This window comes from Pseudomonas fragariae (ex Marin et al. 2024) (genome assembly GCF_059621105.1).
In genome coordinates, this window is sequence record NZ_CM184369.1 from 5,572,607 (window position 1) to 5,589,510 (window position 16,904).

Consider the following 16,904-nt stretch of genomic DNA (forward strand, 5'->3'; position numbering starts at 1 on the left):
TCCAAAGTGGCCATCTTTCAAAGCGGCCCTTTATAAAACCGGCTGTTTATCACGTTGACGGTTTCTGTCAGACAGCGGTGTCTACCGGCTGCAGACTGGTAAGCAATTGCCCGAGCTGCGCCAGCTCTGGGCGACGTGACAGTACCGCCTCTATATAAGCGAAAAAGCGCGGAACGTCTTCCAGGTAACGAGGTTTTCCATCGCGGTGGCAAATACGGGCAAAAATGCCGATCACCTTCAAATGTCGCTGTACGCCCATCAGATCACTGGCGCGCTCGAAAGCGGCAAAGTCTTCCTGTACCGGAATGCCGATGGCCCGCGCCTGATCCCAGTAGGTGCGCAGCCAGTCACTCACGCGCTCCTGTGGCCAGCTCAGGAATGCGTCCTTGAACAGGCATGTCACGTCATAGGTAACCGGGCCATAGACCGCGTCCTGGAAATCCAGCACGCCCGGATTGGGCTCGCTGATCATCAGGTTGCGCGGCATGTAGTCGCGATGCACCAGCACTTTGGGCTGTGCCAGGGCGCTGTTGATCAGCAGCTCGCTGACCTGCTGCCAGTCGCTCAGCTGCGCCTCGTCCATCTCGACACCCAGGTGCCGCTTCACGTACCACTCGGGAAACAGCTCCAGTTCACGGCGCAGCAGCGCGACGTCATAGCTGGGCAACGGCGCGTCCATAGGCAGTTGCTGGTAGGCCAGCAACGCCTGGATAGCATCAGCGAACAAGGCATCGGCATTGTCGTCGTCAATGACATCCAGATAAGTCTGACGGCCCAGATCGTTGAGCAGCAAAAAGCCTTGTGTCAGGTCTTCGGCATAAATTTTTGGAACATTAATGCCCGACTTTTCCAATAAATGAGCGATATCCACGAACGGTTTGCAGTTTTCCTGCGGCGGAGGGGCGTCCATGACAATAAAAGTTCGGCCCGCACCCTCCCAGCGAAAATAACGGCGAAAACTTGCGTCACTACTGGCCGCAGTCAACGTAGCCGGGGGCACGGCGCCCCAACCGTGCGCCGAAAACAGCGCCGGCAACTGCTCATCGAGCCAAACTTTCAGGGATTGCAGGCGTATATCTTGATCTGACATTACAAGGGTCTCCGACGGCGCTAGCCGTCAAGCGGGTCATGCTTTATTATCCGGAATCTTTTTCAGCCCATCGAGAGGCGTGCGGCCCCCCCGCGGGCAGATGGCGCGCAGGAAGCCCGGACTAATAAGATGGCATTGAAATCCCCCGCGTTTCGTAAAAAATTTCCGTTGCTCGTAACCGGCAGTCTGCTGGCGATGCAACCTCTGGCCACTCAGTTCGTGGTCGCCGCGGAACAGTATGACTGCTCAGTCTCTGCTTCGGGTGCCTGGAACTGTGCGCCGAAATCCAATGCTGCTGCAGTGGATCTGCCTCCGCGCCCCGTGCATGACACGACGTCGGTCAGCTCCAACGGCACGGTCACCTCACAAGGCACCTCTTCGGGTGAACAGTCTGCGGGTACGCAACTGGTCACTGAAGCCAAGGGCAAAGGTCTGAAGTCGCGTAGTGCTGACTACAGCCACCTCGATTGGGTTCCTCGCGAAAAGCTTACCGCAGCGCAACTGGCCGAGACCGGCCCGTATTGCTCGGGTGCCTACGTCGAACCGATCCGTCCTGGCATGGACGACAAGACGCCGATGAAAGACGCGCCGATGTTCGTGGGAGCCAAGGCTTCGCGTTACGAACAGGACGCGCAGGTCGCGACGCTGGCCGGTGATGTGGTGATGCGCCAGGGCAGCATGCAGGTGCAGGCCCAGGAGGCTGCACTGCATCAGGCCGAGAACCGTGGCGAGCTGAACGGCGATGTCCGTCTGCGCGACAACGGTGCGCTGATCGTCGGTGACAAGGCCGAACTGCAACTCGACACCGGCGAAGCCCGTGTCGACAACGCCGAGTACGTCCTGCACAAGTCGAACATTCGCGGTAACGCCCTGTACGCCAAGCGTGCAGAGAACGCGATCATCCGGCTCAAGGACGGTACCTACACGACGTGCGAGCCGAACAGCAACGCCTGGACGCTCAAGGGCAACAACATCACGCTGAACCCGGCCACCGGCTTCGGTACAGCGACCAACGTTACCCTGCGGGTCAAGGACATACCGGTTCTGTACACGCCGTATATCTACTTCCCGATCGACGACCGTCGTCAGTCCGGTTTCCTGCCGCCGACCATTGCAGCAGGTGGCGACAACGGCTTCACGCTGGTCACCCCGTACTACTTCAACCTGGCACCGAACTACGACGCCACGTTGTACCCGCGTTACATGGCTGATCGTGGCTTGCTGATGGAAGGCGAGTTCCGCTACCTGACCAAGGGCAGCGAAGGTCAGTTTGGCGGCGCGTACCTGAACGACGAGAATGACGACCGCAAACAGCAGTCCGATTACGACAAGACCCGCTGGATGATCAACTGGCAGCACAAGGGCGGGCTTGATACGCGCTGGCTGACCCAGGTCGATTACACCGATATCAGTGATCCGTATTACTTCCAGGATCTGGAAACCGATCAGATCGGCGTAAAAAGAACAGACTTCCTCAACCAGCAGGGCTCCCTGACCTACCGTGGCGACAGCTTCTCGGCAGTGCTCAATGCTCAGGCCTACAAGCTGGCGACGGTTGCCAACGTTACGCCGTACAACCGCCTGCCTCAGCTGACGCTCAACGGTACGTTGCCCTACAACCCCGGCGGCCTGAAGTTCGATTATCAGACCGAAGCCGTCCGCTTCGAGCGTGATCTGCGCAGCGGCGCGTTCATCGATGAAGATGGCAACTCCGAAACACGTCTGGACAACAACATCTCCGGCCTGGCTCGCGCCAACGGTGATCGCCTGAACCTGGCACCGTCGGTCAGCTTGCCGATGAACTGGACCTATGGCTTCCTGACGCCGAAGCTGAAGTATGTCTACACGCAATACGATCTGGATCTGGACAGCCAGGGCAAAAACACCCTGCTGGCCGGCGAAGAGTACAGCAGCAGCCAAAGCCGCAGCGTACCGATCTTCAGCGTCGACAGCGGTCTGTACTTCGACCGCAATACCAACTGGTTCGGCAAGGATTACCGCCAGACCCTGGAGCCGCGCCTGTTCTATCTCTATGTTCCCGAGAAAGACCAGACCGACATCCCGGTATTCGACACCAGCGAAAGCACGTTCAACTTCGCCTCGCTGTTCCGTGACAACCGCTTCACCGGTTCCGACCGCATCGGCGACGAGAACAAACTGTCGCTGGGCGTCACCAACCGCTGGATCGAGAACAACGGTTTCGAACGTCAACGCTTCAGCATCGGTCAGGCGCTGTATTTCGAAGACCGCAAGGTGCAGTTGCCGGGTGTCGCGTTCGCTGACCGTGACGATGCGCGCTCCAACGTTTCGCCTTACGCACTGGAATACGAATACCGCTTCAACCGCGACTGGCGCTTCAACTCCGATTTCAACTGGGATCCGGACAGCCGAAGCACCCGTTCGGGCAGCGCAATGTTCCACTACCAGCCTGAAGACAACCCGAACAAGGTCGTCAACCTCGGCTATCGCTATCGTAACGACCAGATTCGTTACGACGAAAGCACCGGCCGTTGGGTCGTGGGCGGTGGCGACTACGGCACTCCGGGTTCGCCAAACTACGTGAAGGACTACTACAAGATTCAGCAGCACGATTTCTCGGTCATCTGGCCGATCGTGCCGCAGTGGAGCCTGATCAGCCGTTGGCAGTATGACTACAACCGTGAACGCACCATCGAAGCTTTCGGCGGGTTCGAGTACGACAACTGCTGCTGGAAAATGCGTCTGGTCAATCGTTACTGGATCGACTACGACGAGTTCAGCCAGGCAGCACCTCAGAACGAGAAAGGCGACCGCGGCATATTCCTACAAATCGTGTTGAAGGGGCTCGGCGGTGTAACTGGCGCCAAAGTAGACAGCTTCCTCGACAAAGGCATCCAAGGTTATCGTGAACGTGAAGACCAAGCTTTCTGATTGTCTGCGCCCGCTGATGCTGGGCGCGTTACTCCTGAGCGGTGCAGTGCATGCTGCGGTTCAACCTCTGGACAGTGTCGTGGCCATCGTCGACAACGACGTGATCATGAAAAGCCAGATGGACCAGCGTGTACGTGAAGTTCAGCAGACCATTGCCAAGCGTGGCTCTGGTGTACCGCCTGCCGAAGCCCTGCAACCACAGGTTCTGGATCGTCTGATTCTGGAAAACCTGCAGTTGCAGATGGGCGAACGGTCTGGCATTCGAGTCTCCGACGAAGAGCTGAACCAGGCCATCGGCACCATTGCCCAGCGCAACAACATGAGCGTGGAGCAGTTCCGCGCCGCGCTGGCGCATGACGGCCTGTCCTATAACGATGCGCGCGAACAGGTGCGCCGGGAAATGATCATCAGCCGCGTGCGTCAGCGCCGGGTGGCCGAACGTATCCAGGTGTCCCAGCAGGAAGTGAAGAACTTCCTCGCCTCCGATATGGGCAAGGCTCAGCTGTCTGAAGAGTTTCACCTGGCCAACATTCTGATCGCCACACCTGACAGCGCTTCTTCGGACGCCATCCAGGCCGCAGCGGTCAAGGCCAAGGGTATCTACGACCAGCTGAAGAAAGGTGCTGACTTCACCCGTCTTGCAGCCACCTCCTCGTCCAGCGAAAACGCACTGGAAGGCGGCGACATGGGCTGGCGCAAGGCTGCACAGTTGCCACCACCCTTCGGCGACATGCTCAGCTCGATGCCGGTCGGTGACGTAACGCCTCCTGCGCGTACGCCGGGTGGTTTCATCATTCTCAAGCTGTTGGAAAAGCGTGGCGGTCAGGGTCAGGCGCAAATGCGTGATGAAGTGCATGTGCGTCATATCCTGATCAAGCCAAGCGAAATCCGTAATGAGGAAGAGACCAAGCGTCTTGCCCAGAAGATCTACGACCGCATCGAGAACGGCGAAGATTTCGCCGAGCTGGCAAAAAGCTTTTCGGAAGATCCGGGTTCTGCACTCAATGGCGGCGATCTGAACTGGGTTGATCCCAATTCTCTGGTTCCGGAATTCCGTCAGGTCATGAGCGAAACACCACAAGGCGTCTTGTCCAAACCGTTCCAGACCCAGTACGGCTGGCATGTCCTCGAAGTGCTCGGTCGTCGCTCCACGGACGCTACCGATCAGGCTCGCGAACAGCAGGCGCTGAACGTACTGCGTAACCGCAAGTACGACGAAGAGCTGCAAACCTGGCTGCGTCAGATCCGCGACGAAGCCTACGTTGAAATCAAACTCCCTGGCGCGACCCAGGCTGCACAGTGAAACCCAAGCGTTTCGCACTGACACCCGGCGAGCCGGCCGGCATAGGTCCTGACCTTTGCCTGCTGCTCGCCACGCAGCCTCAGCCATACCCCCTGATTGCCATTACCAGCCGTGACCTGCTCCTGGAGCGGGCCGCGCAACTGGGTGTAGCGGTCAGTCTGATCGATGTCACCCCCGAAGCGTTTCCCGACCTGCCTGCACCTGCCGGCAGTCTGTACGTCTGGGATACGCCACTGGCTGCTCCGGTGGAAACCGGCGTACTGAACAAGGCCAACGCGGCGTTCGTCCTGCAAACCCTGACCCGCGCCGGCCAGGGCTGCCTGGATGGGCTGTTCAGCGGCATGGTCACCGCCCCGGTGCACAAAGGCGTCATCAACGACGGCGGTATCGCATTTTCCGGACACACCGAATTTCTCGCTGAACTGACTCACACCGAACAGGTGGTGATGATGCTGGCAACCGGCGACCTGCGCGTGGCACTGGTGACCACTCACCTGCCGTTGCGCGATGTGGCCGACGCTATCACAGCGGATCGTCTGGAGCGAGTGACACGCATCCTGCACGCTGATCTGGTCACCAAGTTCGGCATTGCCCACCCACGCATTCTGGTCTGCGGCCTCAACCCTCATGCCGGCGAAAGCGGGCATCTGGGTCGTGAGGAAATCGACATCATCGAACCTGCTCTGGAGCGCCTGCGCAGCGAAGGCCTGGACTTGCGCGGCCCGCTGCCTGCAGACACTCTGTTTACCCCCAAATATCTGGAGCACTGCGATGCAGTGCTGGCGATGTACCACGATCAGGGCCTGCCCGTGCTGAAATACAAAGGTTTCGGCGCAGCGGTCAATGTGACGCTCGGCCTGCCAATCATCCGCACCTCTGTCGATCACGGCACGGCGCTGGACCTGGCTGGCACCGCGAACATCGACACCGGCAGCCTGCACGTCGCACTGCAAACCGCCTACCAGATGGCCGAGACCCATTCATGACCGAGCAATACCAACACCGGGCGCGCAAGCGCTTCGGGCAGAACTTCCTGCACGACGCAGGCGTTATCGACAAGATCCTGCGTGCCATCCGTGCCAGACCTGAAGACCGGCTGCTGGAAATCGGGCCGGGCCAGGGTGCACTGACCGAGGGCCTGCTCGACAGCGGCGCTCAGCTGGACGTGGTCGAGCTGGACAAGGACCTGATTCCGATCCTGAACGGTCAGTTCGCCAGCAAGCCGAACTTCAACCTGCATCAGGGCGATGCACTGAAGTTCGACTTCAACACCCTCGGCGCCGAACCGCGCAGCCTGCGGGTGGTGGGCAACCTGCCGTACAACATCTCGACACCGCTGATTTTTCACCTGCTGCAGAACGCCAGCCTGATCCGCGACATGCACTTCATGCTGCAAAAGGAAGTGGTCGAGCGCATGGCTGCCGGACCCGGCGGCGGTGACTGGGGTCGTCTGTCGATCATGGTCCAGTACCATTGCCGCGTGGAGCACCTGTTCAACGTCGGACCGGGTGCGTTCAACCCGCCGCCGAAAGTGGACTCGGCCATTGTGCGCCTCGTCCCATACGAAACACTGCCGCACCCTGCCAAGGATCACCGTGTGCTGGAGCGCATCGTGCGTGAAGCGTTCAACCAGCGTCGCAAGACCTTGCGCAACACGCTCAAGCTGCTGTTGACCAGCGATGAGATCACCGCTTCCGGAGTAGACGGCAGCTTGCGCCCCGAGCAGCTCGATCTGGCTGCATTCGTTCGTCTGGCGGACACTCTCAGCGAAAAAGTTGTGACAGAGTGAACCCTGGGGACAAGTAAACGGCAGGCTCAGTCGTCATTTTCCGCTTACTTGTCCTAGACTGATCTACCTGCCGCACACGCCCTTTTTTCGCAGCTATGGATTTCAAGGCCTATTGCATGCCCGATTCTCGTTACAAGGTCGACGTCAGCGTCGTCACACGCTTCCTCTCGGAGCAGTCGCAACCCGAGCAGAACCGCTTCGCTTTCGCCTACACCATCACCGTGCACAACAACGGCGAGTTACCTGCCCGACTGCTGTCGCGGCACTGGGTCATCACCGACGGTGATGGCAATGTCGAGGAAGTGCGTGGCGAAGGCGTGGTTGGCCAGCAGCCACTGATCAAGAACGGCCACAGCCATACCTACAGCAGTGGTACGGTCATGACCACCAAGGTCGGCAACATGCAGGGCACCTATCAGATGCTGGCCGAAGACGGCAAACGCTTCGATGCCGTCATCGAGCCATTCCGGCTGGCCGTTCCGGGCTCGCTGCACTGATGGCGGTGTACGCCGTGGGTGACCTGCAAGGCTGCCTCGAACCTCTGCAATGCCTGCTCGAGCACGTTCACTTCAACCCGGAGCAGGATCGCCTCTGGCTGGTAGGTGACCTCGTCAACCGTGGTCCGCAATCGCTGGAAACGCTTCGCTACCTGTACAGCCTTCGCGAATCGCTGGTGTGCGTGCTGGGTAATCATGACCTGCACCTGCTTGCAGTGGCGCGCAAAAAAGAGCTGCTGAAAAAAGGCGACACGCTGCTTGAAATCCTTGAAGCGCCTGACCGTGACGACCTGCTCGGCTGGGTGCGTCGGCAAAAGCTCATGCATTACGATGCTCAACGCAATGTCGCCATGGTGCATGCCGGTATCGCACCACAGTGGACGCTGAAAAAGGCCTTGAAGCACGCTGCCGAAGTCGAGCACGCGCTGCAGGACGAGCAGTTGTACGGCGCCTTTCTTGACGGCATGTACGGCAATGAACCGACCAGGTGGGACAACGACCTGCAAGGCGTGACGCGTCTGCGGGTCATCACCAACTACTTCACGCGTATGCGCTTCTGCACCAGCGACGGCAAGCTCGATCTGAAGAGCAAGGAAGGGGTCGGCACCGCGATACCTGGCTACGCGCCCTGGTTCAGCCACCAGAGCCGCAAGACCCGCGACGTGAAAATCATTTTCGGCCACTGGGCTGCGCTTGAAGGTCGCTGCGACGAACCGGACGTCTTTGCCCTGGACAGCGGATGTGTCTGGGGCGGTTCGATGACGCTGCTCAATGTCGATACGCTTGAACGCCATCAGTGCAATTGCGATGCTATGGGCAATGCCGCAGACGGGCTTGTTACCCGAGTGCAACCCGGCGCTACTCCCCTTCCGTAACCTCAGGCTCAGGAGCCCAGGCAATGACTGAATTCAAACGTATCCCACCCGAACAGGCCCAGGCTCTGCGCGAGCAAGGCGCCGTGCTGGTCGATGTCCGGGATCCGCAGGCTTTCGAGAGCAATCACATTCCCGATTCCGTGCATCTGGACAACCACTCGATCGCCGACTTCATCCGCGAAGCCGACCTGGACAAGCCGCTGGTGGTCGTCTGCTACCACGGCAACTCCAGCCAGAGCGCTGCAGCCTATCTGGTCAGCCAGGGTTTCTCCGATGTGTACAGCGTGGACGGCGGTTTCGAGCTGTGGCGCGCCACTTACCCACAAGAAACCGTGCAAGGCTGATAGAAAATATTTTTATGACAGCTGATCCCGCGTTCTACGCGGGCTCGCGAGCCATCTGACGAACGGTCAGCCCGTCTTCTCGCGCATCCCTTCTTTATCTTTCCGAATCCGAACTATCCTTAGCCTAGGCCATCCGTATTCAGGGGAGAGCCGGTACACCGGCGCGTGGGTCATCGGTAGTTACTTTTAGGGTGTTCTGGGGGGAAACAGTGGCCGTTAAGCGGCTGCTGCCAGCATCGACTGACGATCCGCCGCCGGCTCCACGTATCGAGCGAGGTGACGTCATGAGTATATTCAGCCACTTCCAACAACGCTTCGAAAGCACGAGGCAAGAAGAGCTCTCGCTACAGGAGTACCTTGAGCTCTGCAAACAGGACCGCAGCGCCTATGCCTCTGCCGCAGAACGTCTTCTGCTGGCTATCGGCGAACCTGAACTGGTGGATACCTCCACCAACTCCAGGCTGTCGCGCATTTTCTCCAACAAGGTCATACGCCGCTATCCGGCCTTTGCCGACTTCCACGGAATGGAAGAATGCATCGACCAGATCGTTTCGTATTTCCGCCATGCCGCCCAAGGCCTGGAAGAGAAGAAGCAAATCCTGTATCTGCTCGGCCCGGTGGGTGGCGGTAAATCGTCCCTGGCGGAAAAACTCAAGCAACTGATCGAAAAAGTCCCGTTCTACGCCATCAAGGGCTCGCCAGTCTTCGAGTCGCCCTTGGGCCTGTTCAACGCCACGGAGGACGGCGCGATTCTCGAAGAAGACTTCGGGATTCCGCGACGCTACCTGAGCACCATCATGTCGCCCTGGGCGACCAAACGCCTGGCCGAGTTCGGCGGCGACATCAGCCAGTTCAAGGTGGTGAAGCTCTATCCGTCGATTCTCAACCAGATTGCCGTGGCGAAAACCGAGCCTGGCGACGAAAACAACCAGGACATCTCTGCGCTGGTCGGCAAGGTGGATATCCGCAAACTGGAAGAATTCCCGCAGAACGACGCCGACGCCTACAGCTACTCGGGCGCACTGTGCCGGGCCAACCAGGGCCTGATGGAATTCGTCGAGATGTTCAAGGCACCGATCAAGGTCCTTCATCCGCTGCTTACCGCAACCCAGGAAGGCAACTACAACAGTACCGAAGGGCTGGGCGCGATCCCGTTCACCGGTATCCTGCTGGCGCACTCCAACGAGTCGGAATGGCACAGCTTCCGCAACAACAAGAACAACGAAGCCTTCATCGACCGTATCTACATCGTGAAGGTGCCGTATTGCCTGCGTGTCAGCGACGAGATCAAGATCTACGACAAGCTGCTGTTCAACAGCTCGCTGTCCAAGGCGCACTGCGCGCCGGACACCTTGAAAATGCTTGCGCAGTTCACCACGCTCTCGCGCCTCAAAGAGCCGGACAACTCCAACATCTACTCCAAGATGCGCGTGTATGACGGCGAGAACCTGAAAGACACCGACCCGAAAGCCAAGTCGATCCAGGAATACCGCGACAGCGCGGGCGTCGACGAAGGCATGAATGGTCTGTCTACCCGCTTCGCGTTCAAGATTCTGTCCAAGGTGTTCAACTTCGATCCGCATGAAATCGCGGCCAACCCGGTGCATCTGCTTTACGTGCTGGAACAGCAGATCGAACAGGAGCAGTTCCCTGCCGAAACGCGCGAACGCTATCTGCGCTTTATCAAGGAATACCTGGCACCGCGCTATATCGAGTTCATCGGCAAGGAAATCCAGACGGCGTACCTGGAATCCTACAGCGAGTACGGTCAGAACATTTTCGACCGTTACGTGCTGTATGCAGACTTCTGGATTCAGGATCAGGAATACCGCGATCCGGAAACCGGCGAGATTCTCAACCGTGTGGCCTTGAACGAGGAACTGGAAAAGATCGAGAAACCGGCTGGCATCAGCAACCCGAAAGATTTCCGCAACGAAATCGTCAATTTCGTGCTGCGTGCCCGCGCCAACAACAACGGCAAGAACCCGACCTGGCTCAGCTACGAGAAGCTGCGGGTGGTGATCGAGAAGAAAATGTTCTCCAACACCGAGGACCTCCTGCCCGTTATCAGCTTCAATGCCAAGGCCAGCAAAGAGGATCAGCAGAAGCACAACGACTTCGTGACACGAATGGTCGAGAGGGGCTACACGGACAAGCAGGTACGTCTGCTTTCCGAATGGTATCTGCGCGTGCGGAAATCGCAGTAAAGCAGCTGCAAGCTTCAAGCTATCAGCTGCAGGCGAAAAGCGATCACCCCCCGGGCTCGGGATTCATCGCGGCTCGCCTGCAGCTTGAGGCTTACAACTTGAAGCTCCCCGGAGGAGCCTATGAGCTATGTGATCGACCGACGTCTCAACGGCAAGAACAAGAGCACGGTAAACCGCCAGCGGTTTCTGCGGCGCTACCGTGACCACATCAAGAAGGCGGTGGAGGAAGCGGTCAGCCGACGCTCCATCACTGACATGGAACACGGCGAGCAGATCAGCATTCCCGGACGTGACATCGACGAACCGGTCCTGCACCACGGTCGCGGCGGCAAGCAGACCGTTGTTCATCCTGGCAACAAGGAGTTCACCACAGGTGAGCACATCGCCCGCCCTCAAGGCGGCGGTGGCGGCAAAGGCCCCGGCAAGGCAGGCAACTCCGGCGAAGGGATGGATGAGTTTTCGTTTCAGATTACTCAGGAAGAATTTCTCGAATTCATGTTCGAAGACCTGGAGCTGCCGAATCTGGTCAAGCGTAACCTGACCGGCACCGACACCTTCAAGACTGTGCGCGCCGGGATCAGCAACGAGGGCAACCCGTCGCGGATCAACATCATCCGTACGCTGCGCTCGGCACATGCACGCCGCATTGCACTGTCCGGCAGCAGCCGGGCGAAACTCAGGGAAGCGACCGCCGAGCTTGAACGCATGAAGCGCGAAGAGCCGGATAACTTTGGTGACATTCAGGAACTGGAAGTAGAGATCGACCGACTGAAGGCACGCATTCGTCGTGTGCCCTACCTCGACACCTTCGACCTCAAGTACAACCTGCTGGTCAAGCAACCCAACCCCAGCTCCAAAGCGGTCATGTTCTGCCTGATGGACGTCTCCGGTTCCATGACCCAGGCGACCAAGGACATCGCCAAGCGCTTCTTCATCCTGCTGTACCTGTTCCTCAAACGTAACTACGACAAGATCGACGTGGTCTTCATTCGTCACCACACCAGCGCCCGCGAAGTGGACGAGGAAGAGTTTTTCTATTCCCGGGAAACCGGCGGCACCATCGTTTCCAGCGCCTTGAAACTGATGCAGGAAATCATGGCCGCACGCTACCCGAGCAGTGACTGGAATATCTACGCGGCACAAGCGTCGGATGGCGACAACTGGAACGATGATTCGCCCATCTGCCGGGAAATCCTCACCAAACAGATCATGCCCTTCGTGCAGTACTACACGTACGTGGAAATCACGCCGCGTGAGCATCAGGCCTTGTGGTATGAATACGAACGCATCGGTGAAGATTTTGCCGACACGTTTGCCCAGCAACAGCTGGTCTCTGCCGGTGATATCTACCCGGTATTCCGCGAACTCTTTCAGCGAAGGTTAGTGTCATGACCGCCAGAGAGCAGAAGCGCCAACCCCTCTCCACGGGGTCAGAGTGGACATTCGAACTGATCCGCGCCTACGACCGCGAAATCGGCAGGATTGCCGAGCGGTATGCGCTGGATACCTACCCCAACCAGATCGAAGTGATTACGGCCGAGCAGATGATGGATGCCTATGCCTCGGTGGGTATGCCCTTGGGCTATCACCACTGGTCCTACGGCAAACACTTCCTCAGCACGGAAAAATCCTATTCGCGAGGCCAGATGGGCCTGGCCTACGAGATCGTCATCAACTCCGACCCGTGCATCGCCTACCTGATGGAAGAGAACACCATCTGCATGCAGGCGCTGGTCGTGGCTCATGCGTGCTATGGCCATAACAGCTTCTTCAAGGGCAACTACCTGTTTCGCACCTGGACCGACGCCAGCTCGATCATCGATTACCTGGTGTTTGCCAAGCAGTACATCATGCAGTGTGAGGAACGGCATGGCATCGATGCCGTGGAGGACTTGCTCGACTCCTGCCATGCACTGATGAACTACGGGGTGGATCGCTACAAGCGCCCCTACCCGATTTCCGCCGAAGAGGAGCGGCGTCGGCAGAAGGACCGGGAGGAGCACCTTCAGCGGCAAATCAACGACCTGTGGCGCACCATCCCGAAAAGTGCCGACAAGAGCAGCAAGGAAGACAACGCGCGCTTTCCGGCAGAGCCGCAGGAAAACATTCTCTACTTCATCGAGAAACACGCCCCGCTGCTGGAGCCATGGCAGCGTGAAGTGGTGCGCATCGTGCGCAAGATCGCGCAGTATTTCTATCCACAGCGCCAGACCCAGGTGATGAACGAAGGCTGGGCGACGTTCTGGCATTACACGCTGATGAATGATCTGTACGACGAAGGCCTGGTCACCGACGGCTTCATGATGGAGTTCCTGCAGTCGCACACCAGCGTGATTTTCCAGCCCGGTTTCGACAGTCCGTATTACAGCGGTATCAATCCCTACGCGCTGGGCTTTGCCATGTATCAGGACATCCGCCGGATGTGCGAAAACCCTACTGACGAAGACCGCCAGTGGTTTCCGGAAATTGCCGGCAGCGACTGGCTCACGGCGATCAAATTCGCAATGACCAGCTTCAAGGACGAGAGCTTCATCCTCCAGTACCTGTCGCCCAAGGTGATTCGCGACCTCAAGCTGTTCAGCATCATGGACGACGACCAGCAGGAGGACCTGCTGGTGCCCGCCATTCATGATGAAAACGGCTATCGGACCATTCGCGAAATACTCGCTGCGCAGTACAACCTGGGCAATCGGGAGCCCAATGTGCAGATCTACAGCATCGACCGCCGAGGCGATCGCTCGCTGACCCTGCGCCATCAACAGCACAATCGCAAACCACTCGGTGACTCGACAGACGAGGTGCTCAAGCACCTGCACCGGCTCTGGGGCTTTGACATCCACCTGGAAACCCTGCAAGGCGATCAGGTGGTCAAGACTCATCACGTCCCCCCGAAAGGCGAGCATGCCGACAGTGAATATCCCCGGCTTGATATGGCGGTCGTTCACCTTTAAGCACTAGGGGAATAGGGTTTTAAACGCTTGTTCATGCAGCTTTAGCCTCCGCAAGTACGACACAAGGTTTATCCTGTCGCGCTTACGGAGGCTTTTTATGCAGATTTATAAAGTGGGCGGTGCTGTACGCGACCGTCTTCTGGGTCAACCTGTCACGGACATCGACTGGGTCGTGGTCGGTGCAAGCACCGAGGACATGCTGATCAAGGGCTATCGCCCGGTCGGTACAGATTTCCCGGTGTTTCTGCATCCGCTGACCAATGAGGAATACGCGCTGGCGCGCACCGAGCGCAAGAGCGGCGTGGGCTACGGGGGCTTTGTTTTCCACGCCAGCCCCGAGGTGACGCTTGAGCAGGATTTGATTCGGCGTGACCTGACGATCAACGCCATGGCTGAAGACAAGGACGGTAATTTAACCGACCCCTACAACGGCCAGAAGGACTTGGAAGCGCGGATATTACGTCACGTTTCCCCCGCTTTCGCCGAAGATCCGCTCAGGGTTCTGCGCGTAGCGCGATTCGCCGCACGCTACGCCGGTTACGGTTTTACCATCGCGCCCGAGACCCTTGGGCTGATGCGACAGCTCAGTGAATCGGGCGAACTCAAGGCGCTGACTGCCGAGCGAAGCTGGAAGGAAATCTCGCGCGCGCTCATGGAAGAACAGCCTCAGGTATTCATTCAGGTGCTGCACGACTGCGGCGCGCTCAAAGAGCTGATGCCCGAAGTCGAAGCGTTGTTCGGTGTACCGCAGCCGGCGGCGCATCACCCGGAAATAGACACTGGCGTCCACGTGCTCAGCGTCCTCGAGCAGTCCGCACGCCACAAACACCCGCTGACGGTGCGCTGGGCCTGCCTGCTGCACGACCTCGGTAAAGGGCTGACGCCGGAAGCCGAATGGCCAAGGCACATCGCTCATGAACACACAGGCCTGCGCCTGATAAAAGCGGTCAACGAGCGTTTTCGTGTGCCGAGGGACTGCCAGGAACTGGCGCTGCTGGTCGGCCAGTACCATACCCACGGCCACCGTGCGCTGGAGTTGAAACCTTCGACCCTGCTGGAGTTGCTGCAAAGCTTCGACGTCTACCGCCGCCCGCAGCGCTTTGAAGAGTTCATTGCAGCGTGCGAGATGGACGCCCGAGGACGTCACGGCTTCGAACAACGCAGTTATCCACAGGCCGACTACCTGCGCGGCGCCGCCGAGGCCGCACGCGCGGTATCAGTACAGCCGTTGCTGGAACAGGGTCTGAAAGGCAAGGAACTGGGTGACGCGCTGAAGAATGAGCGCTTGAAGGCACTGAAAACCTACAAGACCAGCACTGTGTGACGCGGAGCGTGAGGAACGAGAGGTGTCCGGGGGAGCACTTTTCGTAACTATGCGCAGCCATGGACGCTCTGCACTCGGGCTGAAAGACGAGGATGACCTCAGCTACGCAGCAAATCCTCAGGCGTCAGTGCCAGCCCGCGCCACTCGAACGCCACAGGCCAAAGCTGCTGATCGATCTGCGCATCAGCCCAGAGTTTGCTGAAGGCAATGCCCACACCGGGATGCAGACGTTCAGGGGCAATCAACGCCAATGGGCGAAGCACGAAGGCATTCTTCAGGATTTCTGCCCTCGGCAGGATCAGCCCGTCGAAATTACCGACCTGCTCGCCATACAGCAGCACATCGATATCCAGCGGCAACCCTTTGCGATCCGGGGCGTAGCGGCCATTGTCCGCTTCGATGAATTTCAGGCGACGATCCAGCTCCATCAGGGGCAAATCAGTCAGCGCCGATACGACGAGATTGAAGAACGGCCCGCTCTTGATACCCACGGCATGGCTTTCAAAAACCGGCGAACAGCTCAGATCGGTCAGGAAGCCATCCAGCGCATCGAGCCCCGCAATCAGGTGGCGCTCACGCTCGATGTTGCTCCCCAGGCCGAGGAAAATCCGCGTCAGCGACATCCGCGCTCGATCTCCACGCCCACACCGGCAGCGGCCGCTACAGCACCGGGCTTGGTCAGTTTCAGGCGCAGCCAGGGAATATTGAATTCACCCATCAGCACTTCAGCCAGTCGCTCGGCGAAGGTCTCCACCAACTGGAACTGTGCCTGCTCGGCGAACGCCTGAATACGTGTCGAGACACTGGCGTAGTCGAGGGCCTTGCTCAGATCGTCGCCTGCGGCTGCGGGGCGATTGTCCCAGGCAAAGCTGAGGTCCAGACGCAGGCACTGACGAATGCCACGCTCCCAGTCATAAGCGCCAATGACCGTATCGACCTCAAGGCCCTCGATGAAAACTCTGTCCAAGCACTACTCTCCACTGCACGACAAGGGCGCGATGCGCCGTTAGAATCAGGGCATCCTCGCCCGGAATGGTTCGCATGTTTTGGTTACTGGCCACCTTCGCCTACCTGCTTGGCTCGCTGTCCTTCGCCATCCTGCTCAGCCGCCTGAGCGGCAGGCCGGACCCGCGCGCCAGTGGCTCCGGCAATGCCGGCGCGACCAACATGCTGCGTCTGGCCGGGAAAAAACTCGCCATCCTGACCCTGCTCGGCGACCTCTGCAAAGGCCTGGTACCGATCCTGATCGCCAGCACCTTGAGCATGGACATCGCACAACAGGGCTGGATCGGCGTCTGCGCAGTGCTGGGCCATCTGTTCCCGGTGTACTTCCGCTTCCGCGGTGGCAAAGGCGTAGCGACCGCCGCCGGTGTGCTGCTGGGCCTGTATCCGCCCGCCGCTGCCCTGGCGATAGTCGCCTGGCTGCTGACGCTGTACCTGACCCGCACCAGCTCGCTTGCCGCCCTGATCGCCACACCCCTGACACTGCCATTGCTGGCGTGGCAGGAGCCTCATGCGCTGCTGCCGATGAGCGTGTTGACCCTGCTCATCGTCTGGCGCCATCGCGGCAATCTACGCGACCTGCTCGCCGGGCGCGAACGACATTTCTGAGGC

15 protein-coding genes are annotated in these 16,904 nt (G+C 59.0%); 12 read left to right on the forward strand and 3 right to left on the reverse strand.

Annotated elements, in window-relative coordinates:
- Positions 1-67: 67 nt before the first annotated feature.
- Positions 68-1,090 carry an aminoglycoside phosphotransferase family protein gene (locus tag AC54XV_RS24260; protein WP_024651925.1) on the reverse strand — a complete coding sequence of 341 codons (1,023 nt, stop codon included), beginning with the start codon at positions 1,088-1,090 and terminating at the stop codon, positions 68-70.
- Between the two features lie 129 nt (positions 1,091-1,219).
- Here AC54XV_RS24260 and AC54XV_RS24265 point away from each other — a divergent pair, with 129 nt between their 5' ends.
- The 11 genes from AC54XV_RS24265 to AC54XV_RS24315 all read left to right on the forward strand — a co-directional run bounded on the left by AC54XV_RS24265 (position 1,220) and on the right by AC54XV_RS24315 (position 15,290).
- Complete coding sequence (locus AC54XV_RS24265) at positions 1,220-4,000, forward strand: LPS-assembly protein LptD (RefSeq protein ID WP_060400820.1); 2,781 nt, start codon at positions 1,220-1,222, stop codon at positions 3,998-4,000.
- Complete coding sequence (locus AC54XV_RS24270) at positions 3,981-5,303, forward strand: peptidylprolyl isomerase (protein ID WP_024639777.1); 1,323 nt, start codon at positions 3,981-3,983, stop codon at positions 5,301-5,303. The genes AC54XV_RS24265 and AC54XV_RS24270 overlap by 20 nt, the downstream gene beginning before the upstream one ends.
- Positions 5,300-6,289, forward strand: coding sequence for a 4-hydroxythreonine-4-phosphate dehydrogenase PdxA (pdxA, locus tag AC54XV_RS24275; RefSeq protein WP_003402040.1), 990 nt, complete (start codon positions 5,300-5,302; stop codon positions 6,287-6,289). Before AC54XV_RS24270 ends, pdxA begins: the two co-directional genes overlap by 4 nt.
- The gene (rsmA, locus tag AC54XV_RS24280) at positions 6,286-7,092 is read left to right on the forward strand and encodes a 16S rRNA (adenine(1518)-N(6)/adenine(1519)-N(6))-dimethyltransferase RsmA (RefSeq protein WP_003402042.1); all 807 of its coding nucleotides are present in this window, start codon (positions 6,286-6,288) and stop codon (positions 7,090-7,092) included. The genes pdxA and rsmA overlap by 4 nt, the downstream gene beginning before the upstream one ends.
- A 116-nt stretch (positions 7,093-7,208) precedes the next feature.
- The gene (gene apaG / locus AC54XV_RS24285; protein WP_024639778.1) at positions 7,209-7,589 is read left to right on the forward strand and encodes a Co2+/Mg2+ efflux facilitator ApaG/CorD; all 381 of its coding nucleotides are present in this window, start codon (positions 7,209-7,211) and stop codon (positions 7,587-7,589) included.
- Positions 7,589-8,464 carry a symmetrical bis(5'-nucleosyl)-tetraphosphatase gene (locus AC54XV_RS24290; protein ID WP_011269135.1) on the forward strand — a complete coding sequence of 292 codons (876 nt, stop codon included), beginning with the start codon at positions 7,589-7,591 and terminating at the stop codon, positions 8,462-8,464. Before apaG ends, AC54XV_RS24290 begins: the two co-directional genes overlap by 1 nt.
- 23 nt (positions 8,465-8,487) lie before the next feature.
- The gene (gene glpE, locus AC54XV_RS24295) at positions 8,488-8,808 is read left to right on the forward strand and encodes a thiosulfate sulfurtransferase GlpE (protein ID WP_003402047.1); all 321 of its coding nucleotides are present in this window, start codon (positions 8,488-8,490) and stop codon (positions 8,806-8,808) included.
- A gap of 284 nt (positions 8,809-9,092) precedes the next feature.
- The gene (locus tag AC54XV_RS24300) at positions 9,093-11,015 is read left to right on the forward strand and encodes a PrkA family serine protein kinase (protein WP_003316247.1); all 1,923 of its coding nucleotides are present in this window, start codon (positions 9,093-9,095) and stop codon (positions 11,013-11,015) included.
- Positions 11,016-11,135: 120 nt separating this feature from the next.
- A complete protein-coding gene (locus tag AC54XV_RS24305; protein WP_011269137.1) occupies positions 11,136-12,407 on the forward strand; it encodes a YeaH/YhbH family protein in 1,272 nt (423 codons plus the stop codon).
- On the forward strand, positions 12,404-13,966 hold the full coding sequence (locus AC54XV_RS24310; RefSeq protein WP_003402050.1) for a SpoVR family protein: 1,563 nt from the start codon (positions 12,404-12,406) through the stop codon (positions 13,964-13,966). The genes AC54XV_RS24305 and AC54XV_RS24310 overlap by 4 nt, the downstream gene beginning before the upstream one ends.
- Positions 13,967-14,063: 97 nt before the next feature.
- Positions 14,064-15,290 (forward strand): multifunctional CCA addition/repair protein, encoded by a 1,227-nt coding sequence (locus AC54XV_RS24315; RefSeq protein WP_003402052.1) that lies wholly within the window; start codon positions 14,064-14,066, stop codon positions 15,288-15,290.
- 98 nt (positions 15,291-15,388) lie between these two features.
- On the opposite strand, the gene folK is transcribed toward AC54XV_RS24315, so the two are convergent.
- On the reverse strand, positions 15,389-15,913 hold the full coding sequence (folK, locus tag AC54XV_RS24320) for a 2-amino-4-hydroxy-6-hydroxymethyldihydropteridine diphosphokinase (RefSeq protein ID WP_096127038.1): 525 nt from the start codon (positions 15,911-15,913) through the stop codon (positions 15,389-15,391).
- Positions 15,904-16,257, reverse strand: a complete 354-nt coding sequence (gene folB / locus AC54XV_RS24325; protein WP_003316242.1) for a dihydroneopterin aldolase — start codon at positions 16,255-16,257, stop codon at positions 15,904-15,906. Before folB ends, folK begins: the two co-directional genes overlap by 10 nt.
- 74 nt (positions 16,258-16,331) lie before the next feature.
- On the opposite strand from folB, the gene plsY reads away from it, so the two are divergent.
- Entirely contained in the window at positions 16,332-16,901 is a 570-nt protein-coding gene (gene plsY, locus AC54XV_RS24330; RefSeq protein ID WP_003402056.1) for a glycerol-3-phosphate 1-O-acyltransferase PlsY, read from the forward strand.
- Positions 16,902-16,904: the final 3 nt, after the last annotated feature.